The 19,742-nt window shown below is 65.5% G+C and carries 22 protein-coding genes, 1 pseudogene and 1 CRISPR repeat array (1 of these 24 cut by a window edge); of the genes and pseudogenes, 14 read left to right on the forward strand and 9 right to left on the reverse strand.

The window, feature by feature from the left end:
• Nucleotides 1-3: 3 nt before the first annotated feature.
• A complete protein-coding gene (locus tag ASD04_RS17120) occupies nt 4-1,419 on the reverse strand; it encodes an FAD-binding oxidoreductase (protein WP_056259659.1) in 1,416 nt (471 codons plus the stop codon).
• Between the two features lie 113 nt (nt 1,420-1,532).
• Between ASD04_RS17120 and ASD04_RS17125 the strand changes: the two genes are divergently transcribed.
• The 6 genes and pseudogenes from ASD04_RS17125 (at nt 1,533) to aroC (ending at nt 4,576) form a co-directional block, all read left to right on the forward strand.
• Nucleotides 1,533-2,144 carry a histidine phosphatase family protein gene (locus ASD04_RS17125; protein ID WP_056259661.1) on the forward strand — a complete coding sequence of 204 codons (612 nt, stop codon included), beginning with the start codon at nt 1,533-1,535 and terminating at the stop codon, nt 2,142-2,144.
• Between the two features lie 58 nt (nt 2,145-2,202).
• Entirely contained in the window at nt 2,203-2,451 is a 249-nt protein-coding gene (locus ASD04_RS17130; RefSeq protein WP_156461307.1) for an AbrB/MazE/SpoVT family DNA-binding domain-containing protein, read from the forward strand.
• 2 nt (nt 2,452-2,453) lie between these two features.
• Nucleotides 2,454-2,730: pseudogene (locus ASD04_RS17135) on the forward strand (PIN domain-containing protein).
• Nucleotides 2,731-2,782: 52 nt separating this feature from the next.
• Nucleotides 2,783-3,229, forward strand: coding sequence for a histidine phosphatase family protein (locus tag ASD04_RS17140; RefSeq protein WP_056259666.1), 447 nt, complete (start codon nt 2,783-2,785; stop codon nt 3,227-3,229).
• Nucleotides 3,193-3,408, forward strand: coding sequence for a hypothetical protein (locus tag ASD04_RS20020; protein ID WP_348271026.1), 216 nt, complete (start codon nt 3,193-3,195; stop codon nt 3,406-3,408). Before ASD04_RS17140 ends, ASD04_RS20020 begins: the two co-directional genes overlap by 37 nt.
• Before the next feature lie 52 nt (nt 3,409-3,460).
• Nucleotides 3,461-4,576, forward strand: coding sequence for a chorismate synthase (aroC, locus tag ASD04_RS17150; protein WP_056259671.1), 1,116 nt, complete (start codon nt 3,461-3,463; stop codon nt 4,574-4,576).
• Nucleotides 4,577-4,711: 135 nt separating this feature from the next.
• Here the strand turns inward: aroC and ASD04_RS17155 are convergent, their stop codons facing one another.
• The 4 genes from ASD04_RS17155 to ASD04_RS17170 all read right to left on the reverse strand — a co-directional run bounded on the left by ASD04_RS17155 (nt 4,712) and on the right by ASD04_RS17170 (nt 7,326).
• The gene (locus ASD04_RS17155; RefSeq protein WP_056259673.1) at nt 4,712-5,449 is read right to left on the reverse strand and encodes a TlyA family RNA methyltransferase; all 738 of its coding nucleotides are present in this window, start codon (nt 5,447-5,449) and stop codon (nt 4,712-4,714) included.
• Nucleotides 5,446-6,051, reverse strand: a complete 606-nt coding sequence (locus ASD04_RS17160) for an SCO family protein (protein WP_162245155.1) — start codon at nt 6,049-6,051, stop codon at nt 5,446-5,448. Before ASD04_RS17160 ends, ASD04_RS17155 begins: the two co-directional genes overlap by 4 nt.
• A gap of 73 nt (nt 6,052-6,124) precedes the next feature.
• The gene (locus tag ASD04_RS17165; protein WP_056259675.1) at nt 6,125-6,367 is read right to left on the reverse strand and encodes an exodeoxyribonuclease VII small subunit; all 243 of its coding nucleotides are present in this window, start codon (nt 6,365-6,367) and stop codon (nt 6,125-6,127) included.
• Between the two features lie 5 nt (nt 6,368-6,372).
• Nucleotides 6,373-7,326 carry a histone deacetylase family protein gene (locus ASD04_RS17170; protein WP_056259677.1) on the reverse strand — a complete coding sequence of 318 codons (954 nt, stop codon included), beginning with the start codon at nt 7,324-7,326 and terminating at the stop codon, nt 6,373-6,375.
• 68 nt (nt 7,327-7,394) lie between these two features.
• Between ASD04_RS17170 and ASD04_RS17175 the strand changes: the two genes are divergently transcribed.
• Complete coding sequence (locus tag ASD04_RS17175; RefSeq protein ID WP_056259679.1) at nt 7,395-8,336, forward strand: L-threonylcarbamoyladenylate synthase; 942 nt, start codon at nt 7,395-7,397, stop codon at nt 8,334-8,336.
• 41 nt (nt 8,337-8,377) lie between these two features.
• Here ASD04_RS17175 and ASD04_RS17180 read toward each other — a convergent pair whose 3' ends face one another.
• The gene (locus ASD04_RS17180) at nt 8,378-9,319 is read right to left on the reverse strand and encodes a DnaJ C-terminal domain-containing protein (RefSeq protein ID WP_056259681.1); all 942 of its coding nucleotides are present in this window, start codon (nt 9,317-9,319) and stop codon (nt 8,378-8,380) included.
• 106 nt (nt 9,320-9,425) lie between these two features.
• Here ASD04_RS17180 and pdxH point away from each other — a divergent pair, with 106 nt between their 5' ends.
• The 4 genes from pdxH to ASD04_RS17200 all read left to right on the forward strand — a co-directional run bounded on the left by pdxH (nt 9,426) and on the right by ASD04_RS17200 (nt 13,543).
• Nucleotides 9,426-10,049, forward strand: coding sequence for a pyridoxamine 5'-phosphate oxidase (gene pdxH / locus ASD04_RS17185; protein WP_056259683.1), 624 nt, complete (start codon nt 9,426-9,428; stop codon nt 10,047-10,049).
• 262 nt (nt 10,050-10,311) lie between these two features.
• The gene (locus tag ASD04_RS17190) at nt 10,312-11,520 is read left to right on the forward strand and encodes a DUF898 family protein (RefSeq protein ID WP_056259685.1); all 1,209 of its coding nucleotides are present in this window, start codon (nt 10,312-10,314) and stop codon (nt 11,518-11,520) included.
• Entirely contained in the window at nt 11,520-12,653 is a 1,134-nt protein-coding gene (locus tag ASD04_RS17195; RefSeq protein ID WP_056259688.1) for a M48 family metallopeptidase, read from the forward strand. The genes ASD04_RS17190 and ASD04_RS17195 overlap by 1 nt, the downstream gene beginning before the upstream one ends.
• 74 nt (nt 12,654-12,727) lie before the next feature.
• A complete protein-coding gene (locus ASD04_RS17200; protein ID WP_156461309.1) occupies nt 12,728-13,543 on the forward strand; it encodes a DUF1499 domain-containing protein in 816 nt (271 codons plus the stop codon).
• A 132-nt stretch (nt 13,544-13,675) separates the two neighbouring features.
• Here the strand turns inward: ASD04_RS17200 and ASD04_RS17205 are convergent, their stop codons facing one another.
• Nucleotides 13,676-14,626 (reverse strand): MBL fold metallo-hydrolase, encoded by a 951-nt coding sequence (locus ASD04_RS17205; RefSeq protein WP_056259690.1) that lies wholly within the window; start codon nt 14,624-14,626, stop codon nt 13,676-13,678.
• A 96-nt stretch (nt 14,627-14,722) separates the two neighbouring features.
• Here ASD04_RS17205 and ASD04_RS17210 point away from each other — a divergent pair, with 96 nt between their 5' ends.
• Both ASD04_RS17210 and ASD04_RS17215 read left to right on the forward strand, forming a co-directional pair.
• Entirely contained in the window at nt 14,723-15,334 is a 612-nt protein-coding gene (locus ASD04_RS17210) for a biotin transporter BioY (RefSeq protein ID WP_056259691.1), read from the forward strand.
• Between the two features lie 131 nt (nt 15,335-15,465).
• On the forward strand, nt 15,466-15,867 hold the full coding sequence (locus ASD04_RS17215; protein ID WP_082531317.1) for a response regulator: 402 nt from the start codon (nt 15,466-15,468) through the stop codon (nt 15,865-15,867).
• Here the strand turns inward: ASD04_RS17215 and ASD04_RS17220 are convergent.
• Both ASD04_RS17220 and ASD04_RS17225 read right to left on the reverse strand, forming a co-directional pair.
• Nucleotides 15,850-16,269, reverse strand: coding sequence for a MarR family transcriptional regulator (locus ASD04_RS17220; protein ID WP_056259695.1), 420 nt, complete (start codon nt 16,267-16,269; stop codon nt 15,850-15,852). The two genes, ASD04_RS17215 and ASD04_RS17220, sit on opposite strands and share 18 nt — an antisense overlap.
• Before the next feature lie 172 nt (nt 16,270-16,441).
• On the reverse strand, nt 16,442-17,284 hold the full coding sequence (locus tag ASD04_RS17225) for a (2Fe-2S)-binding protein (protein ID WP_056259697.1): 843 nt from the start codon (nt 17,282-17,284) through the stop codon (nt 16,442-16,444).
• A 200-nt stretch (nt 17,285-17,484) separates the two neighbouring features.
• Here ASD04_RS17225 and ASD04_RS17230 point away from each other — a divergent pair, with 200 nt between their 5' ends.
• Nucleotides 17,485-18,435: a nucleoside hydrolase gene (locus ASD04_RS17230; protein ID WP_056259700.1), complete on the forward strand. Its 951-nt coding sequence runs from the start codon at nt 17,485-17,487 to the stop codon at nt 18,433-18,435.
• A 22-nt stretch (nt 18,436-18,457) separates the two neighbouring features.
• A CRISPR array of direct repeats spans nt 18,458-19,742; the repeat unit is 36 nt; unit sequence GTTGCCGTTGGCCCGTCTTCTCTGAACTGCTAGGCT (it continues 274 nt past the right edge of the window).

Genomic DNA, 19,742 nt, shown 5'->3' on the forward strand with positions numbered 1-19,742 from the left:
GCGCTACCCCAGCATTTTCCCCGGATTGAGGATGCCCCTGGGGTCGAGCGCGGTCTTGATGGCACGCATCATGTCGAGCGCGACGGGGTCCTTCACCTGCTTGAGCAGGTCGGTCTTGAGCTGGCCGATGCCGTGCTCGGCCGAAACCGAACCGCCCAGGCGCAGCACGATCTCGTAGATCGCCTCGTGCAGAATTTCGTCGGCCTGGGCCATGAAGGCTTTCGCGTCGGCGCCGACGGGCTGGCTGAAATTGAAGTGGATATTGCCGTCGCCCATATGGCCGAAGGGCACCGGGCGGATGCCGGGGACCAGACGTTCGGCGGCGGCGCTGCCTTCGGCGATGAGCTGGGGCACGGCGGCGATGGGCACGGATACATCGTGCTTGATCGAGGCGCCTTCCTTTGACTGCACCTCGCTCATCTGTTCGCGGAAGGCCCACATGCGGGTGCGGTCCCCAAGGGATTCGGCGAAGACGGCATTGTCGATCAGATTGTCGGCAAAGGCGGCCTCGATAGCCTCCATCAACGCACCGGGGGCGCCACCGGCCATGCGGCTGACTTCGATCAGGGCATACCAGGGGGAGGGACCGGCGCTGGGGTCGCGGTCGAGCATGCCATGGCGGAGCTGCATGTCGAGGCCGAGATGGGGGATGATCTCGAAGGCATTGAGCCGGCCGCCGATGCGCCCGCGCAGCAGCTGGAACAGGGTGAGGGCGGCCTCGGGGCCGGGGATGCTGATCAAGGCAGTTTCGTAGTCTTCCGGCTTGGGGAAGAGCTTGAGCGTGGCCGCGGTGATGATGCCCAGAGTGCCCTCGGCGCCGACCAGCAGATCCTTGAGGTCGTAGCCGGTATTGTCCTTCTTGAGGGAATTGAGGCCGCGATAGAGCCGGCCATCGGCGAGGACGGCCTCGACGCCCATGGTGAGCTCGCGGGCATTGCCATAGGCCAGCACATTGACGCCGCCGGCATTGGACGAGAGCAGGCCTCCGATGCGGGCGGAGCCCTGCGAGCCCAGCCAGAGCGGGAAGATCATGCCCTGGGCTTCGGCGGCCTTGTGGGCATTTTCGAGGATGACGCCGGCTTCCGCTGTCATGGTGCCGGCGGCGGTATCGATGGCACGGATATGGTCGAGCCTGGCGAGGCTGACGATGACTTCGTCGCCGCGCAGGGGCACCTGGGCGCCCACCAGCCCGGTATTGCCGCCCTGCGGGATGATGCCGACGCCGTTCTCATTGGCCCAGCGCAGGATGGACTGCACCTGTTCTATCGAGGCGGGCAGGGTTACGGCGGCGGCTTGCTGGTGGAAGCGCTTGCGTGGTTCGTTGAGATAGGGGGCCATTCGCCCGGCTTCGCCGATGACCGCATTGGCGCCGATGAGCGCGGTGAGCTGGACAATGGTGTCGGCGGCGGAAAGTGTCATGGCGGAACCGGACTTGGCGTCATGCTGGTGGCGAACTGATCCACCATGTGCCACAACCAGCGCAGCGACTCCACTAGCCTTAGGACGCGCCGGCTCAGCGGCGCGGGAATATCATGACAGCCCTGGTCTGGCCGGAAATCTACTTTGTCCGGCATGGTGAAACCCCCTGGAATGCCGAACGCCGCTATCAGGGGCGCAAGGATATTCCGCTCAACGACAAGGGCCGCGGCCAGGCCAACCAGAACGGCAGGACGCTGGCGGCTTTGTTCGCGGCGCGCGGGCTCGATCCCAACGCCTTCGAATGGCACGCTTCGCCTTTGGGCCGCACGCGCGAGACCATGGAAAGGGTACGCGCCGGATTCAATGCGCACCTGCCCGAGGTCAAGTACGACGTGCGGCTGATGGAGATTTCCTTCGGCGTGCTGGAAGGGGAGCTGTTCGAGCAGCTTCCGGCCAATATGGCTATCGCCCCGGGCGAGCGCACCGAGGATTATTGGGATTACCGGCCCGAGAATGGCGAGAACTATCGCGATGTCGAGGCGCGGCTGGCCGAGTTTGCCAGTGTGCTCAAGGGACCCTCGGTGGTGGTGGCGCATGGCGGCATCGCGCGCACCCTGCGGGTGCTGATCGAGCATGCGCCGATCGTCGAGGTCATCAACTGGGCGCCGCCGCAGGACGCCGTGATGCATTTCACGCCGGGGCGGATGGAGCTGCTGCGGGGGTGATGTTGTTGCGGGTGCAGTTCGGGCTTATGTTATGTGCCTGAAGCCGATGGAGGCGCCCGTGAACGAGATTATTACGCGCATAGTCCGCGAGGGAGACCGACACGTCGTCGAAATCCCGAAGGAGTTCGGGCCTGCCAATGCCGAAGTGACCATCCGGAAAGATGGCGATACCCTTGTCATCAAGGCCAAGGTCGAAAAGGGGCTAACCTTGCGAGAGGCGCTTGATGCCTTGGAGCCGCTTACCGAGGAAGAATGGCCCGACATCACCGACGATGACCTGGGACCGCTACGGGATGTGAAACTTTGAGTCTGGCCAAGGCCATGCTCGATACCAACATCGTGTCGGCAATCATTCGCAACCCCGGTAGCGGTCCGGTCTATGACCGCCTGGTCGCTTTCGGCGGCGCCGGCCGACCAATACTACGGTCAGTTGCGATCCCATCTGGAGAGCATGGGCACGCCAATAGGACCAAACGACCTCTTCATCGCCGCTCATGCCCTCGCCCTCGATCTCACCCTCATCACCGACAATATCCGTGAGCTTTCCCGCGTGCCCAATCTGCGGGTCGAGAACTGGCTCGGTTGACCTGGGGCGTCCACTGCACCTAGAAGGCCGGCACGCAGCGCGGGAAGAATCGATGACACCCCTGGATTGGCCGGATTTCTATTTTGCCCGGCATGGCGAGACCGACTGGAATCGCGAGCGGCGCTATCAGGGCACCAAGGATATTCCCCTCAACGACACGGGCCGCATGCAGGCCGATGCCAGCGGCGTGCTGCTGCGCGAACTGCTGGAACGGGACAATGTCGATCCGCTGTCGCTGCGCTGGTTCGCATCGCCCCTGGGCCGGGCGGCCGAGACCATGGAGCGCATGCGGGACGCCTTCGACATGGAACTGCCGCCGGTGGTGCTCGATCCGCGGCTGCTCGAAATCTCGTTCGGCACGCATGAAGGGCGGCTCCATTCCGAATCGCGCGCGAACAGGCACTGGCGGGTGAGTATGACCGCTGGCATTACCGGCCCGAGCAGGGCGAGAGCTACGATGACGTGGCGGTGCGCTTGCTCGATTTCGCCCGCGAATTGACCCAGCATGCAGTGGTCGTGGCCCATGGCGGCGTGCTGCGGGTGTTGCGCCATCTCGTCGAAGGCGTGGAGCGCGACCAGGTGGTGAGCTGGCCGCCGCCGCAAGGCGCCGTCGCCCATTTCGTGCGGGGCCGCATGACGCTCTATTCGGCGACCAACACCTGGGACAGCGTGGGTTGATTGACCTTGTCGCGCGTGGCTCCTAGAAAGCCTCGACCCAAGGGGCTGCACCATGTCGTTCAATACATCAGGACATCTCTTCCGCTTCACCACCTGGGGCGAAAGCCATGGGCCGGCGCTTGGCGTTGTGGTCGATGGGTGTCCGCCGGGCCTGAGCCTGACGTCCGAGATGATCCAGCGCGACCTGGACCGCCGCAAGCCGGGGCAGTCCAAGTATACGACGCAACGGCGCGAGGCCGATGAGGTGAAAATCCTCTCCGGCGTGTTCGAGGACGAGCGCACCGACGGGCCGCGCACGACCGGCACGCCGATTTCGCTTGTTATCGAGAATACCGACCAGCGCTCCAAGGATTATGCGGAAATCCGCGACAAATACCGGCCCGGCCACGCCGACTATACCTATGACCAGAAATACGGCATCCGCGACTATCGCGGCGGTGGCCGCACCTCGGCGCGCGAGACTGCGGCGCGGGTGGCGGCCGGTGCAGTGGCGCGGCAGGTGCTGGCGGGAATTTCCATCCGCGCCAGTCTCGTTCAGGTCGGTCCGCACAAGATCGACTACAACAATTTCGATTGGGATCAGGTGGACCAGAACCCGTTCTTCTGTGCCGATGCCAAGGCAGCGGCGCTATGGGCCGACTATCTCGACGGCATCCGCAAGGAAGGCAATTCGGTGGGTGCCGTCATCGAGGTGGTGGCCGAGCATGTGCCGGCCGGCTGGGGCGCGCCGATCTATGGCAAGCTGAGCGCCGACCTCGCCGCGGCGATGATGAGCATCAATGCGGTCAAGGCAGTGGAAATCGGCGCCGGCTTCGAGGCGGCCAGCCTGACCGGCATCGAGAATGCCGACCAGATGCGCTCCGGGGAAGAGCGGCCCTATTTCCTCTCCAACCATGCCGGCGGCATATTGGGCGGGATTTCCAATGGCGACCCCATTGTGTGCCGCTTTGCGGTGAAGCCGACCTCGTCCATCCTGACGCCGCGGCAGACGGTGACGACGGGCAATGAGGACACCGATATCGTGACCAAGGGGCGGCACGACCCTTGCGTGGGCATCCGCGCCGTGCCGGTGGGCGAGGCGATGATGGCGCTGGTGCTGGCCGACCATGCGCTGCGCCATCGCGGGCAGACCGGGCGGGATGGCGCTGTGGGGTTTGAGCGGAACTGAGATCAGGACTACCCGCTGATGCGGTGTCATCCCGGCGAAGGCCGGGATCCATCTTGGGGTTTTCCAGCCCTCGCAGTGCGTCATGTCATCTTAGGATGGATTCCGGCCTTCGCCGGAATGACATCGCGTTTTTGGTTATTGGCGCCCGAACACCAATACCGTTTCCACATTGCCGTCGCCGCCGGCAATGGGCGAGGTCACCGATAGCCGGTGCCGGAACCCCTGTGCGGTGACGAAGGCGATGACTTCGACGAGTGCGGCGGCGATTGCGGTTTCGTCGGTCACGATGCCGCCCTTGCCGATATTCTGCCGGCCGACCTCGAATTGCGGCTTGAACAGGATCACCGCGTCGGCCGCGGGCGCGCAGAGCGCCAGCGGCGCGGCGAGAACCTTGGTGACCGAGACGAAGCTGATGTCGGAGACCAAGAGGTCGATGGGCTCGGGGATCGTCTCGCGGGTCAGCTCGCGCGCGTTGACGCCTTCCATGCTGACGACGCGGTCGCTGCCCCGGAGGCGGCTATGCAACTGGTCGTGGCCGACATCGACGGCGTAGATGCGGGCAGCGCCGCGCTCCATCAGAACCTGGGTGAAGCCGCCGGTCGAGGCGCCGACATCGAGGCAGGTCTGGCCCGATGGGTCGATGCTACCGGCTTCGAGTCCGGCCACCAGCTTGAGGGCGGCGCGCGAGACGTAGTTGGCGGCGGGATCGCTGAGCGCCAGCTTGTCGGCCGCGCCGACCATCTGGTTGGGCTTGTGGGCGGTGACGCCGTTGATGGTGACGGTGCCGCGCAGGATGGCGTCGCGGGCCCGGGCCCGGCTGGGCACCAGGCTCCGCTGTTCGAGGGCGAGATCGATGCGGATGCGCTCGCTCATCCCTCGACCAGGCGCTTGACCTTGGCGATGGCGGTATCGGTGGCTTCCTCGTAGGCGACGGTGCCGTCAAAAGTGCCGTCGGCGTCAATGAGGAAGGTCAGGGCGGTGTGATCGACGAGATAATAGGGATCGTCCTCGGCATAGCCTTCGGCCTTTTCCCCGACCACGCCAAAGGCGGCCTTGATCGCGTCGGTCTGCGTTTCGTTGCCGACCAGCCCGATGATCGACGGATCGAAGCCCTCGACATAGCCCTTGACCGTGTCGAGCGTGTCGCGGGCCGGATCGACGGTGACGAAGATGATGCGAAGCTGCTCGGGCGTCAGGCCGAGCGCGGCACGCCAGGCCGTGGTTTCGGCCAGGGTGGTGGGGCAGACATCGGGGCAGAACGTATAGCCGAAGAAGATGAGGCTCGGCACGCCCTTGAGGCTATCCTGCGTGAAGCTGCCGCCCTTGGTCGAGGCCAGCTCGAACGTCTGCCCGGTGACGCCGAGCGGGCGGGCAGGGGGGCGGAACAGGTAGAGCGCGGTGGCGCCGATGGCCACCACGGCAACCAGCGCCCAGAGCACGATGCGGAAATTGCGGAGGGATTTGGGACTGGTCATGTTGCCTCGGTGGCACGCCCTCATGGTGAGGTGGGAGCGCAGCGACCCTCGAACCACGAGGGCGTGGCAGAGTCTACGCGTCCAGCGGTTCGGTGCCAGTGGGCTTTCCGTCGCGGGAGAGGGTGATCTTTTCGATGCGGGCTTCTGCGGCCTGAAGCAGGGTTTCGCAATGCTTCTTGAGGGCTTCGCCGCGCTCATAGATGGCGATGGATTCGGCCAGCGGCGCGCGGCCCGATTCGAGCTTGCCGACGATTTCCTCGAGCTGGGCCAGGGCGGCCTCGAAGCTCAGCGTCTTGACGTCTTCATTGTCGGCCATCGTACTCATTCCTGGTCAGCAAGGCGCCCGGTGGCGCCATCCATCAGCATGGCGACATGGTGCGAAGCACCCCCCGCCAGGCCCTTGAGGTCATAGCCACCTTCGAGCAGCGACACAATGCGGTTGCCGCAGCACCTCGCGGCGGCATCCATCAACTTTCCCGTGAGCCAGCCATAGTCGCCCGATTGCCAATTGAGCTGGGCCAGCGGGTCGCGCTCATGGGCATCGAAACCCGCCGAAATGAGGATGAGATCGGGGGCGAAATCGAGGAGGGCGGGGATGATGCGAGCCTCGTAGGCTTCGCGCATGCTCTCGCCATCGGTATTGGGCGCGAGGGGGGTGTTGGCGATATTGCCGACGCCGGTCTCGCTGGCCTTGCCGGTGCCGGGATAGAGCGGCATCTGGTGGCTGGAGGCGTAGAAGACGGTGGGGTCGGCCTTGAAAATGTCCTGCGTGCCATTGCCGTGATGCACGTCGAAATCGACGATGGCGACGCGCTCGGCGCCATATTTGCGCTGCGCCTCGCGCGCGGTGATGGCCACGGTATTGATGAGGCAGAAGCCCATCGGCGTGGCGATTTCGGCGTGATGGCCGGGCGGGCGGATGGCGCAGAAGGCATTGTCGGCCTCGCCCAGCAGCACGGCATCGAGTGCCGCCAATGCGCCGCCCAGCCCGGTGGCGGCGGCGGCGAGCGAATTGGCGGAAATGAAGGTATCGGCGTCGAGCTGGCCGATGCCCTCGGCGGGGCGGCCGCTGCGCAGATGGGCGAGATAGTGGGAATCGTGGACCAACTCGGCCAGCATCAGGTCGCCCGATGGCGCGTTGCGGCGCAGGAGCTTGTCGAAGCGCGGACTTTTGAGGGCATCCTCGACCGCGCGGATGCGGTCGGCGCGCTCGGGGTGACCCTGCGGCGTGACATGGTCGGCAAAGTTCGGTTGGCTGACAAGCAGCGTGGTCACCGGGCTCACGTCTCCTGATTCGTCCCCTTCGTCTTGACGCGCGAGGGCGGCATTGTCAAACAACGGCCATGACCGAACCCGCCGCCGACCCCAAAACCGTGGCCGAGGCCGCCGCCCTGCTGCGCGCGGGCCGGCTCTGCGCTTTTCCCACCGAGACCGTCTATGGGCTGGGGGCGGATGCGACCGACGCCGATGCGGTGCTGTCGATCTATGAGACCAAGGGGCGGCCGCGCTTCAATCCCCTGATCGTCCATTGCGCCGGGCTTGATATGGCCCGGACGCTGGCGGTGTTTTCGCCGCTGGCGCTGAAGGTGGCGAGCCTGTGGCCGGGCAGCCTGACGCTGGTATTGCCGGCGAAACCGGGCAATGGGCTGGCCGATGTGGTTATGGCGGGGCTCGATAGCGTGGCGATCCGGATTCCCGACCATGCCCTGGCGCTGGAGCTGATCGCGGCCGTGGGGCGGCCACTGGCGGCGCCATCGGCCAATCCGTCGGGGCGGCTGTCGCCGACGACGGCCGCGCAGGTGCGGCGGGGATTTGGCGGCATTGTGCCAGTGCTCGATGGCGGCCCATGCCGGGCGGGGGTGGAATCCACCATCGTCCGGGTCGAGGGGGATCGGCTGGTGCAATTGCGCGCCGGGGCGGTGGCGCGGGAGGAAATCGAGCGAAAGCTGGGTGTGACCGTCGCGGTGGCGGAGAAGGACGCGGCGGTGGCGGCGCCGGGCATGCTGGCGAGCCACTATGCGCCCAATGCGCTGCTGCGGCTCGATGCCGAACCGCGCGAGGGTGAGGCATATCTGGCATTTGGCGAGGGGCCGGATTTTGGCGGGGTGACGCGGAACCTGTCACCGGCGGGAGATCTGCACGAGGCAGCGCGGAACCTGTTTGCGATGCTGCATGAGCTGGATGCGGCGGGGGTAGGGGTGATCGCGGTGGCGCCGATTCCGGAGACGGGATTGGGCGAGGCGATCAATGACCGGCTGGCACGGGCGGCGGCGCCGCGGGGGTAGGGCTGCTCTTACCTCTCCCCCAAAGGGAGAGGTAAGGAAGGCTAATCCCGAACCTTGTACGGCTTTTGATCCCGCATGAATCGGGCCAAAGCTTCCAAATCCGGATCGCCGCCGGGGGGCAGGACGACCCGTAGGTTCACATACAAGTCGCCACCGCCATGGAGGCCCTTGCCCTTGAGGCGGAGGGCCTTTGATGTATCGACGCCGGGGGGCAGGTTGAGTTCGACCGAACCGTCCAGCGTGGGCACGCGGACCTTGGCGCCGAGCACGGCTTCGTAGAGCGTCAGCGCGACATCGGTGCGCAGGTCGGCGCCGTCGCGGCGGAACTGCTTGGATTTCTCGAAACGCACGGTAACCAGCGCGTCGCCGGGCTCGCCCAGGCCGGGCGAGCCCTGGCCCTTGAGGCGAATCTGCTGGCCTTCCTCGACCTTTTCGGGAAGCTTGACCGACAGCACCTTGCCCGAAGGCATGCGCACCGGGACCGCGGCGGCCTTGTGGGCATCTTCCAGCGACACGGCAGCGGTGACGACGATATCCTCGCCCTTCATGCTGCGGCCGCCACCGGCCGTCGCGCCGGCAAAGGGGTCCCACTGGGCGCCGCCGGTAGGGCCGCGGCCATTGCCCATGCCGCCGCGCGGCTGGCCACCGAAGCCGCTCATGAATTCCTTGAGAATGTCCTCGGCCGAAAAGCCTGCGCCGGCCCCGCCACTGCGGGCGCCACGCGCGCCGCCGCCGCCGGGACTGAAGCCGGCGAATTTGGGGTTGCCGTCGGCGTCGATCTCGCCGCGATCGAACTGGGCCCGCTTGCCGGCATCGGTCAGCAGGTCATAGGCATTGGTCGCCTCGGCAAATTTGCCGTGCGCCGAGGGATCGTCCGGGTTCTGGTCGGGGTGATACTTCTTGGCCAGCTTGCGATAGGCGGACTTGATGTCCTTCTCGCTCGCCGATCTTTGCACCCCAAGCACGGTATAGGGATCGCGCATTTGGTCCGTTCAATGTCGAGGGCGTTGCTTCGCCCAAGGTTCAAGTCCTATATGGCCACCGCCCCCGGTAATGTCCAGTTATGCGCGACGAAGGGATGATTCCACCATGCTCCAGACGCTGACCGAGCGCCTGTTCGACGACAGCGACCGTGCCGACCTCGATCCCTTTGCCGTGTTCGAGGAGTGGTTCGCCTTGGCCAAAGAGGCCGAGGCCAACGATCCCCATGCCATGGCCTTGGCCAGCGTCGATGGCGATGGACTGCCCGATGTGCGCATGGTGCTGCTCAACGCGCGGGATGCGCGGGGGTTCTGTTTTTTTACCAATTTCGAGAGCGAGAAGGGCAAGCAACTGCTGGCCCAGCCCAAGGCGGCCATGGTGATGCACTGGAAGTCGCTGCGGCGGCAGGTGCGGATGCGCGGCCCGGTGGAGGTGGTGACGCCACAGGAGGCGGACGCCTATTTCGCCTCGCGGGCCAAGGGCAGCCAGATCGCCTCGTCGGCCTCCGAGCAGTCCCGGCCGGTTTCGAGCCGCGCGGCCTTGTTGACGCGGGTGGCCGAGATCAGCGCCGAAATCGGCGAAAACCCGGTGGTGCGGCCAATGCACTGGTCGGGGTTCCGGCTGGTGCCCGACAGTATCGAATTCTGGAAGGATGGGGAGTTCCGGTTGCATGACCGGGTAAGGTTCACCCGCGCGAGTGGCGGCTGGAGGAGCGAAAGGCTCTATCCTTAGGGGATGCGCACAATGTTGCCGCATCCACGGAGCTTCCCTTCTCCCCTTGAGGGAGAAGGTGCCTCCCCGGGGTTTGTTCCACAAGCACCGGACTTGCGGAGAGAACCCCTCACCCGCAATTTCCTCTGAACGAGGAAATTGCCCCCTCTCCCTCAAGGGGCGAGGGGGAACTCCACTCTTGGTGCGCATTGTCGGGACAAGCACGCACCTTCCCAATCTCCACCACCTCGCCTAAAACCCTCCCGTGGCTTGAGGGTGGATCATGGTCTGGGGGCAGGAGCGGCCGGTGCCGGTCAAGTTTACCGGAAAGCGGGGAGAGCTGGCGGCCATGCTGCTGCGCGGCTATGTGCTGCTCATTCCCACCATCGGGCTCTATCGGTTCTGGCTGACGACGTGGAAGCGGCGGTTCTATTGGGCCAATACCGAGATCGATGGCGATCCGCTGGAATATACCGGCAATGCCATCCAACTGCTGCTCGGCTTCCTGATGGCGCTGGCGGTGTTCGTGCCGCTTTACGGGCTGTTCTTCTATCTCTCCACGCAATCGTCCGAAGCGGCCATTGTCGGCTATTCGGGTGTCGCGGTGCTGGTCTGGTTCCTCATGGGCTATGCCATCTACCGGGCGCGGGACTTCCGGCTGTCGCGGACCCTGTGGCGCGGCATACGCTGCGATCAGGGCGGCAGCGCCTGGGGCTATGCCATCAGGCGCTTCTTCTGGTCGCTGCTGGTACTGGCGACGGCGGGGCTGGCCTATCCGTTCATGGCGGCAAACCTGTGGGCCTATCGCTACCGCCATAGCTGGTATGGCGACCGGCAATTCGGCTTTACGGGCAGTTGGAGGCAGCTCGCGCGCCCGTTCTATGTGTCCTATGTCGCCATCGCGCTGATCGCTGCGGCGGGATTGGGCACGGGCTGGGCCATGGGCGGGGTGCCAGTGAGCGGCGTGCCCAGCGTCGGGGGCGTCGTGGTGATGGTCATCGCCGTCGCGCTGATTGGCCTGCTGGTGCTCTATTACCAGTCGCGCGAGATCAGCCGCATGTTCTCTTCGGTGCGGCTGGGACAGGCAGCGCTTGCCGTTTCGGTGCGGGCGCGGAGTCTGGTCGGGCAATATGTGCTGTTCGGGCTCGCCTTGGCCGGGAGTTACGTCGTGCTGGCGATTGGCGGGCTGGTCGTGCTGGGCTCGGTGGCGAGCGGGGCGTTTGCGGGGGGTGAATTCGATCTGCAGGTGTTCATGCAGAACCTGCAGGGGAGCTTCAGCGTGCTGCTTGCCATTGTCTTCGGCTATCTGCTGCTGCTGGGCGCTTTCAGCCTGATGGTGGAACTGTTCCTGGGGCTGGGTTTCTGGAAACTGGTGGCGCAAGGCGCCAGCATCACCGGGCTCGACAGCCTGCGTGACGTCAAGGCGCGGGGCGAGGATGCCCGCCTTGGCGGCGAGGGCCTGGCCGATGCGCTCAATGTCGGAGCCTATTGATGAGCGAGAGCATCGCGGCGCGCTTTCACGATGGGCTGACGGCAGAGGTTCACCTCGTGGGGCTCATCCACGAGGCCGGGGCGCTGGTGATCCGCGCCGGGGATGGCGCCGAGCTGGGGCGCTGGGCGACGGCCGATCTCTTTGCCATGCACGGCCGGAAGGACGAATTGCGGCTGGGCGCCAATGGACAGCCGACCGGTGCCCGCGTGGTGGTCAAGGGGCGCGAGGATGTGGCGCGGGTGCTGGCGACCTTGCCGGTGCTGCATCAGAAGCGGCGGCAGCAGGCCGGGCGGGAAATCCGCATCGCGGTGACCGCCACCGTGGCGCTGGCGGCAGTGATCCTCGCCTATCTCTACGGCGTGCCGCTGCTGGCCGGCCGCATTACCGCACTGGTGCCGCCCGACTGGGAACGGAGCCTGGGCGAGACCGTGGCGCGGCAGATGCAGGCCAGCCTCGGCGACGAGAGCGGTTTCCAGGTTTGCGACAGCAACCCCGATAGCCTCGCCAACCGGGCTATCGCGCGGTTCGGGGCGGCGGCGCTGGAGGGGTCGGGATCGCCATTCGAGCTCGATATCCGGGTGGTCAAGTCCGACATTCCCAATGCCTTCGCGCTGCCGGGCGGGCAGGTCTTCTTCTTTTCGGCGCTGCTGGACCAGGCCGAGACGCAGGATGAGTTTGCCGGCGTGCTGGCCCATGAGGTGGGCCATGTGGCGCACCGGCACGGCATGGAACAGCTGATTTCCACGGCCGGCACCGGCGCGCTGATCGGCTTCATCCTCGGCGACATGACGGGCATTTCGGTGGCGGCGGGCCTGGGCGCGACCATCATCGACGCCCGCTTCTCGCGCGATGCCGAGCGGCAGGCCGATGCCTTTGCCGGCCATGTGGCCGAACGCATGGATTTCAACCCGGCCGGGCTGGCCGACCTCATCAACCGGGTCGGGGCGGACGATGAATTCGCCCGCGCGCTGGCTTTGCTCAGCACGCATCCGCTGACCGATGACCGCAAGGCGGCGCTGGAGATACTGAGCCAGCAGCGGCCGGCCGGGCTGGAGCCGCCGTTCACATCGGCGGAATGGAACGCCATCCGCGCCATGTGCGGCGCGCCCGATCCCAAGACCAAGCGCAAATGATCGCTGGCCGGGGAAATCTTCAAATTCGCGCAATACCTTGCGGGTAATCTCGCGGCGCATGTGAAGGGGCGGCATTGCGCATACTGATCCGAACATCGAAATGGGCAATTGTGGCGCGCCGGCTGGGCAGCGTCGCGGTGCCGCTCGTCATCATTTCGGTGCTGCTGCACTGGTTCCGGCTGATCACCAGCGACCTGTTCCTGGTGGCGGCGCTGGCAGCAGGCCTGGTGGCCCTGCTGGCGGTGTTGGCCGCGCTGGTCGCGCTGGCGCGGCTATGGCAGACCGGCGACCAGGGCTGGGGCAGGGCGCTGGCCGGGCTGCTGTTCGGCACGCTGAGCCTGTTGCCCTTTGCCTGGTACGGCAGCCTGATGCTGACCTATCCACCGGTGACGGACATTTCCACGACCGATCGGGCACTACTGCCGCTGGTCTTCGAGCCGGGCATGCAGGCCATGCCGGCGCCCAAAATGCTTTCGGCCGAGGAGATGGCGGCGGTGTTTCCCAATGTCGAAACGCGCACCTATCCGTTGGGCCTGGTGCCGACCTTCGGCCTGGTGCGAGGGCTGGTGGCCGCCAATGGCTGGGACATCCGCCTGTTGCGAGAGCCGACCGCCGGGTTCGATCCGGGACAGGTCAATGCCCAGATCGTGACCTTGCCGGGCTGGCGCGAGGAAGTGGTGATCCGCGTGACCGGCAACCTTACATCGTCGGTGGTCGATATGCGTTCGGCTTCGCTCAATGCGCTGCATGACTTCGGCGCCAACGGCACGCGCATCGAGGACTTCCTCGGGGCGCTGGACGATGCGGTGACGGGGCTGCTGCGCGACAATCCCAATGCGAACATGCCGCTGGAGGCGGGGACGGAGGAGACGGAACAGGCGGTGGAGTAGCGTCTCAACAATCGCCGGACCGTCCTCGGGCTTGACCCGAGGACCATTGGCCGCTTGTGCCGTGTTGAGGACGGCCCTCGGGTCAAGCCCGAGGGCGGTCCGGCGGGTGGGGTTGTATGAGCGAAGGCCCCCTCACCCGGCGCTACGCGCCGACCTCTCCCCCGAAGGGAGAGGTGAAGAAGATATCCGCATCCCCAGCGGCCCCCGCGACACCCTCAGTTCTCCAAGCCCCTCCAGATATTCGACATGGGCCGTGATGGTCAGGCGGGCGGCGCGGCGGACCGGCAAGGGCTGGGCGGGATAGATTGCCGCCACGATCGCCGAAACGGTGCGGGCGCCGGCGCGGACGGCGGCGACCACCTGTTCGTTGCGCATCTGGCGGTGGGCCCGAAGAGCGGTCGCATAGGCAGGCCCATCGGCGATGGGGCCGCCATGGGCGGGGACATATTGGCAGCAGGGCAGGGCGATGACCTTGTCGAGCGAGGCCAGATAGTCTGCCATCGAGCCGTCGGGGACCGAGACCAGCGTCGAATTCCAGCCCATGACATGGTCGCCGCTGAGCAGGATATCGCCAATGCCGAAGGCCAGGTGATTGGCACAGTGGCCCGGCGTGGTGTGGACGGTGACGGGCAGGTCGCCCGCGGTGATGGCTTCACCGTCGACCAGCGTACGGTCTGGCACCAGATCCCAATCGCAGGACTTGCGGATGGGATTGCGCTCGAATCGGCGCAGCGGGCGCGACAAGCGATGCGGGCCGCCGAACCAGAGCGGGGCGCCCAGGTCGCGCGCCAGCCGCGCAGCCGATGCGCTGTGGTCGCGGTGGGTATGCGAAAGGATGATGGCATCGACCGGCCGGCCGCCGATGGCATCGACCAGCGCGGCGAGATGAACCGGATCGTCGGGCCCCGGATCGACCAGCGCAAGCCGCTCATGGCCCAGCAGAAAACTGTTGGTGCCGGTGAAGGTATAGGCGCTCCCATTGGGCGCGGTAACGCGGGTAATGCCGGACGCAACGGGCACGGCGCGGCCGGTCTGGGGGTCGAAGTCCCTGTCGAAGGACAGGGCCGGAACGGGTGACGCCATTGCACTCACTTTGTCGAGAGACTAAAGAAGTCGTGATTTGAACGACAGCGCGGCCCGGGAGGGGACGCCGGTTCAGACAAGCATGGAAGGTATGAAATGGCCGTGACTTTGACCACGCCCAACACGCTGCTCGGCGTATTCCAGCCCAAGGGCGATACTGCCAAGCTGGCAGCCAATCTCGCAACGGTCGTGCTCGGCACGCTGCTCATCACCATCTGCGCCAAGATCAACGTACCGGTCTGGCCGGTTCCGGTGACGCTGCAGGGCTTTGCCATCGCGGCGCTGTCGGCGGCCTTCGGCCTGCGCATCGGCGTCGCCACGGTGGCGCTCTACCTGCTCGAAGGCGCCTTCGGCCTGCCGGTCTTCGCCGCCGGCGGGGGCCTGGTCTATCTCGTCGGCCCGACCGGCGGGTTCCTGCTCGGGTTCCTGGTGATGGCCGCCATCGTCGGCTATGCCGCCGACAGGGGCGCTTCGGGCAAGCCGCTGACCCTGTTTGCCGCCATGGTCGCCGCCGACGCCGTGCTGCTGGTGCTGGGCTTTGTCTGGCTGCTGGCCTTGTCCGGCAATGCCGGCTGGATCGACCAGAACAATGTGGTCGGCTCGGCCTATGCCGGCGCCATCCAGCCGTTCATCATCTGGGATATCCTCAAGATGGCCCTGGCCGCGCTGACTGTAACCGGCGCCTGGAACATCCTGGCCAAGCGCTAAACCTCTGTAAAAGACTGAAAAGGCCGGCCTCGCGCCGGCCTTTTGCTTGACATTTTACTGCTCAGTGAGCAACGGATGGGCGCATATTCTGGTGTCGCCGCAAGGCGGCTGGCTATTGGGCTGGGGGAACCATGATTGACGCACCGATGCGCACGGTGCTGATTGCCGACGCCAATGCCGACAGTCGCCGGCCGCTGCGAGACGCGCTGAGTGATGCAGGCTTTGCCGTTGTCGAGGTCGACGATGGCATGGAGGCCATCGAGACATTGGGCCGCGAGGCCTTCGACGTGGTGGTGACCGATCTGTGGATGCCGCGCGCCGACGGCATCGCGATCATCCAGTCCATGCGGGCCATATCGCCGGCAGCCGAGATATTCGTGGTCACCGGGGGCGGGCCGGGTCTCTCCATCGCCACGGCAGCGGCGCTGGCGCTGGTCTGGGGTGCCCGCAAGGTCTATGTGAAGCCGTTCGAGATGGGCGAGCTGATCGTCGATATCAGGGCACTGTTCGGCTCGCTAGCGCAGCACCGATAGCCGCCGGACGATGAGTTCGAGCGAGCGGGCAAAGCATTCCTGCTCGCTGGTCTCCAGCCCGCTGATGATGTCCTCGAGCGCCAAGGTCGGATCCTGGTCGAGCATAGCACGGCCCGCACCGGTCAGCTCGAGCAGCTCGGCGCGCCCCTTGGGCTGCTCCGCCGCCTTGGCCAGCAGGCCCTTCTGCACCAGCGTTCGCACCGTGCGGCTCACCGGGCCGTTGGCGAGGCCCTGGAAACGCGCCAGTTCGCTGGCGGTACGCTGGCTGATCGGCGCGCGGGAAAAATAGCGCAGGGCCGTCCATTGCGCTGGAAACAGATCGGCCGCGTAGCCGCGTGAATGCAGCATGCGGGCCGTCAGCTCCAGCAGTTCGGCGAGCGCAGATGTCGATAGGGACCGCAAAGCCAACTCCGCCGCAACGCTTTGGCCCCGACGCGCGTGCGCCTGGGCCAAGACTGATCGTGTCCATGCCCCCTATTCATACAAACCCTTTTACACGACGAACAACGCCACGTCACAGCATCGTTAAAAATGTTATTTGCTCACTGGGCTTTTATAGGGCGTACGGCCCCGCTCAGGCGGGTATCTGCAGCCTGGCCTTCAGGTGGTCGTGGAGGCGCTGGTCGCGCGACGCGGTCGGGCGCAGGACGCAGGTGGTGCAATATTCGCCGGCCGATTCCGCGGTCGTATAGTAGCGGCAACAGCCGCCCCGCGCCCGGAACCATTCGCAGCCCAGGACGCGCTCGGGATCGGTCTCGTCGCGCACCACGATCTCCACGAACCCGGTCTGCTTGTTGGCCAGTGGCGAGCCGGGGGCGTGGATGATGGCGGAGGCAGCCTGCATGGCGTCGGTCTCCCGGCCAACCCGCTTGCCGGCCGCCAGCCAGCCCGCCGCCAGGGCATCGGCCACCAGCCGCCACATGGCGCCGCGGCCCAGCCGGGTTTTGGCAAAGAGCGCTTCGATCAGTGGCGCATGGGCCGCTATGGCGAGGGCCCGGATATCGGCGGCATCGAGCGGCCGATGGCCGGCATCGGGATCGGCCAGCAGCCGCAGGGTGAAGCGCAGGGCATCGCCGCTCTCGCCGTCCTCCTCCCAGCGATACCACTGCGGCGCCGCGGCGATGGCGGCGGCGTCGATATCGGGCAGGCCGCCGGCCAGATGCAGGGCGCCCATGCCGCAGCCAAACGCCCAGCCGATATCCCCGATCAGGTAGGCGGCGCGGGTCTTGGCATCCATGCCCGTGGCGCCGTGGCCGACCTCGATCAGCCACGTGTCGATGACAGCGGGGGACAATGCGACAACCGGCTCATGTCCGACAGGTTCGACGCCGATCGACAGATGCAGGTTCTGTGCCGATTGCAACGGCGCCAGAAACTGCCGCAGCGGCAGGGCAGCGATGGCGTCTTTTGCCGTCACGATATATATGATCTCCCAAGTCAGGATTAGCTAGTTCCCGCTTCGGCAAATGTCAATCCGGCCATGCTGGCCGCACCATCTTGACGGGCGGCATCCGCCATGATTGATGCCGCCACCCGATGGAGCATTGCGCTCCACCTCCCTTTCTTCCCCGCGCAGAGGCCCCCACGGCAGGGCGCGATACAGCATTGGACGAATCCATGAAGGTCATCTTCGATACCGATCCGGGCATCGACGACGCCATGGCGCTGCTCTACCTGAGCAAGCTGCCCGAAATCGAACTGCTCGGCATCACCACCGTCGTCGGCAATGCCGATATCGCGACAACGACACGCAACGCGCTGTTCCTGCGTGAGCGCTTCCACATTGCCGCGCCGGTCATCCAGGGCGCAGGCCAGACGCTTGACGGCAAGGTCAAGCCCGAGCCGGTCATCGTGCACGGCCATAACGGGCTGGGTGACATCGATATTCCGGCAGTCGACGAGACGGGCCTGCAGCCGGGCACGGCATCGCAGTTCATCATCGATACGCTGCGCGCCCATCCAGGCGAGGTGACGATCATTGCCGTGGGGCGGATGACCAACCTGGCGCTCGCCTTGCGGCAGGACAAGGCCATTGCCGGCCTCACCAAACAGGTTGTGATCATGGGCGGGGCCTTCGGCTACGAAGGCCGCAGCGGCAATATTACCCCGGCGGCCGAGGCCAATATCTATGGCGACCCGGTTGCCGCCGACGAGGTTTTCACGGCCGAATGGCCCGTCGTGGTGGTGGGGCTCGATGTGACGCATGACATCATCCTCACAGAGGACTACCTCGCCGCTTTATCGGCCGAGGCCGGGGAGAATGGCGAGTTGCTGCGCCAGATGTCGGATCACTATGCGCGCTTCTACAAGGACGTCATGGGCCTTGCCGGCGTGGTCGGGCACGACCTGCTGGCCGTGACTTATGCGCTGCGTCCCGACTGGTTCGAAACACGCTCCGGCCCCATCTGCGTCGTTTGCGACGGCATCGCCGCCGGCCAGACCATCCAGATGCCGGCGGCCCGCAAGGGTGGACACCCCGACTGGGCCAACCGCCCGCCACACCTGATCTGCACCGCCGTCAACGCCGACGCCGTCCTGCGCCACTATCGCGAGACGGTAGCAGGGTAGGGGCGTGGCGCATTGCGGCGGGGTTGCCGTTGGCCCGTCTTCTCTGAACTGCTAGGCTGAAGGGCATACTGGATGCCGCCGCATCGACCGTTGCCGTTGGCCCGTCTTCTCTGAACTGCTAGGCTCCAGGCCGATTGCCGCCTCAACATGGGCTGGGTTGCCGTTGGCCCGTCTTCTCTGAACTGCTAGGCTAGCGACGGCTATCTGTCGATGCACTTCGGGGTTGCCGTTGGCCCGTCTTCTCTGAACTGCTAGGCTTTCGTCGGCTCGTGATCGACGCAAAGCACTCGTTGCCGTTGGCCCGTCTTCTCTGAACTGCTAGGCTGAAGGCGCCTATGTGAACCTCGATCTCAGCGTTGCCGTTGGCCCGTCTTCTCTGAACTGCTAGGCTTCACCGGCCACGAACTGCCGAAGCATTTCGGTTGCCGTTGGCCCGTCTTCTCTGAACTGCTAGGCTGCTGCCGGCATGGCGTAGAGTTCCATGGCCGTTGCCGTTGGCCCGTCTTCTCTGAACTGCTAGGCTGCTCGCCATGTCGGCCAAAAAGCTGATCGAGTTGCCGTTGGCCCGTCTTCTCTGAACTGCTAGGCTTAAGACGGTTGTTGCTGCACTGGTTAAGTCGTTGCCGTTGGCCCGTCTTCTCTGAACTGCTAGGCTCCATCAAGCCAATGGGCGCTTGGGCGCTCAGTTGCCGTTGGCCCGTCTTCTCTGAACTGCTAGGCTAGCCATAGGACCGGATCGCGGCCGCGTCATGTTGCCGTTGGCCCGTCTTCTCTGAACTGCTAGGCTCCATGAACGGACGCGGATAAAGCGGTCTTCGTTGCCGTTGGCCCGTCTTCTCTGAACTGCTAGGCTCCTTGCGGTTCTCGTGCACCCAGAGAGCGTGTTGCCGTTGGCCCGTCTTCTCTGAACTGCTAGGCTATACATCCGCACTGAAAGCGTCGATATCGAGTTGCCGTTGGCCCGTCTTCTCTGAACTGCTAGGCTACTAACCCCCATCCCCAAGCAGAAGGCATAGGTTGCCGTTGGCCCGTCTTCTCTGAACTGCTAGGCTCATGATCCGCGCGAATGACAACTTGCCTGAGTTGCCGTTGGCCCGTCTTCTCTGAACTGCTAGGCTGGCCGCTTCCCAGATCGTGGCGCCACACCAGTTGCCGTTGGCCCGTCTTCTCTGAACTGCTAGGCTTGGTGACGGGTGACCGCGTTCTGGTCAAGGGTTGCCGTTGGCCCGTCTTCTCTGAACTGCTAGGCTGTAGGAGGTGGTTGGTCCCACGCTCACTCTGTTGCCGTTGGCCCGTCTTCTCTGAAC

The organism is Devosia sp. Root436, from assembly GCF_001426345.1.
Classification (GTDB): Bacteria; Pseudomonadota; Alphaproteobacteria; order Rhizobiales; family Devosiaceae; genus Devosia.

Bases quoted from the DNA above. Each gene is read 5' to 3' on its own strand.
- ASD04_RS17120 (WP_056259659.1), bottom strand. From the start codon at position 1,419: ATGACACTTTCCGCCGCCGACACCATTGTCCAGCTCACCGCGCTCATC.
- ASD04_RS17125 (WP_056259661.1), top strand. From the start codon at position 1,533: ATGACAGCCCTGGTCTGGCCGGAAATCTACTTTGTCCGGCATGGTGAA.
- ASD04_RS17140 (WP_056259666.1), top strand. From the start codon at position 2,783: ATGACACCCCTGGATTGGCCGGATTTCTATTTTGCCCGGCATGGCGAG.
- aroC (WP_056259671.1), top strand. From the start codon at position 3,461: ATGTCGTTCAATACATCAGGACATCTCTTCCGCTTCACCACCTGGGGC.
- ASD04_RS17155 (WP_056259673.1), bottom strand. From the start codon at position 5,449: ATGAGCGAGCGCATCCGCATCGATCTCGCCCTCGAACAGCGGAGCCTG.
- ASD04_RS17160 (WP_162245155.1), bottom strand. From the start codon at position 6,051: ATGACCAGTCCCAAATCCCTCCGCAATTTCCGCATCGTGCTCTGGGCG.
- ASD04_RS17165 (WP_056259675.1), bottom strand. From the start codon at position 6,367: ATGGCCGACAATGAAGACGTCAAGACGCTGAGCTTCGAGGCCGCCCTG.
- ASD04_RS17175 (WP_056259679.1), top strand. From the start codon at position 7,395: ATGACCGAACCCGCCGCCGACCCCAAAACCGTGGCCGAGGCCGCCGCC.
- ASD04_RS17180 (WP_056259681.1), bottom strand. From the start codon at position 9,319: ATGCGCGATCCCTATACCGTGCTTGGGGTGCAAAGATCGGCGAGCGAG.
- pdxH (WP_056259683.1), top strand. From the start codon at position 9,426: ATGCTCCAGACGCTGACCGAGCGCCTGTTCGACGACAGCGACCGTGCC.
- ASD04_RS17190 (WP_056259685.1), top strand. From the start codon at position 10,312: ATGGTCTGGGGGCAGGAGCGGCCGGTGCCGGTCAAGTTTACCGGAAAG.
- ASD04_RS17195 (WP_056259688.1), top strand. From the start codon at position 11,520: ATGAGCGAGAGCATCGCGGCGCGCTTTCACGATGGGCTGACGGCAGAG.
- ASD04_RS17205 (WP_056259690.1), bottom strand. From the start codon at position 14,626: ATGGCGTCACCCGTTCCGGCCCTGTCCTTCGACAGGGACTTCGACCCC.
- ASD04_RS17210 (WP_056259691.1), top strand. From the start codon at position 14,723: ATGGCCGTGACTTTGACCACGCCCAACACGCTGCTCGGCGTATTCCAG.
- ASD04_RS17215 (WP_082531317.1), top strand. From the start codon at position 15,466: ATGATTGACGCACCGATGCGCACGGTGCTGATTGCCGACGCCAATGCC.
- ASD04_RS17230 (WP_056259700.1), top strand. From the start codon at position 17,485: ATGAAGGTCATCTTCGATACCGATCCGGGCATCGACGACGCCATGGCG.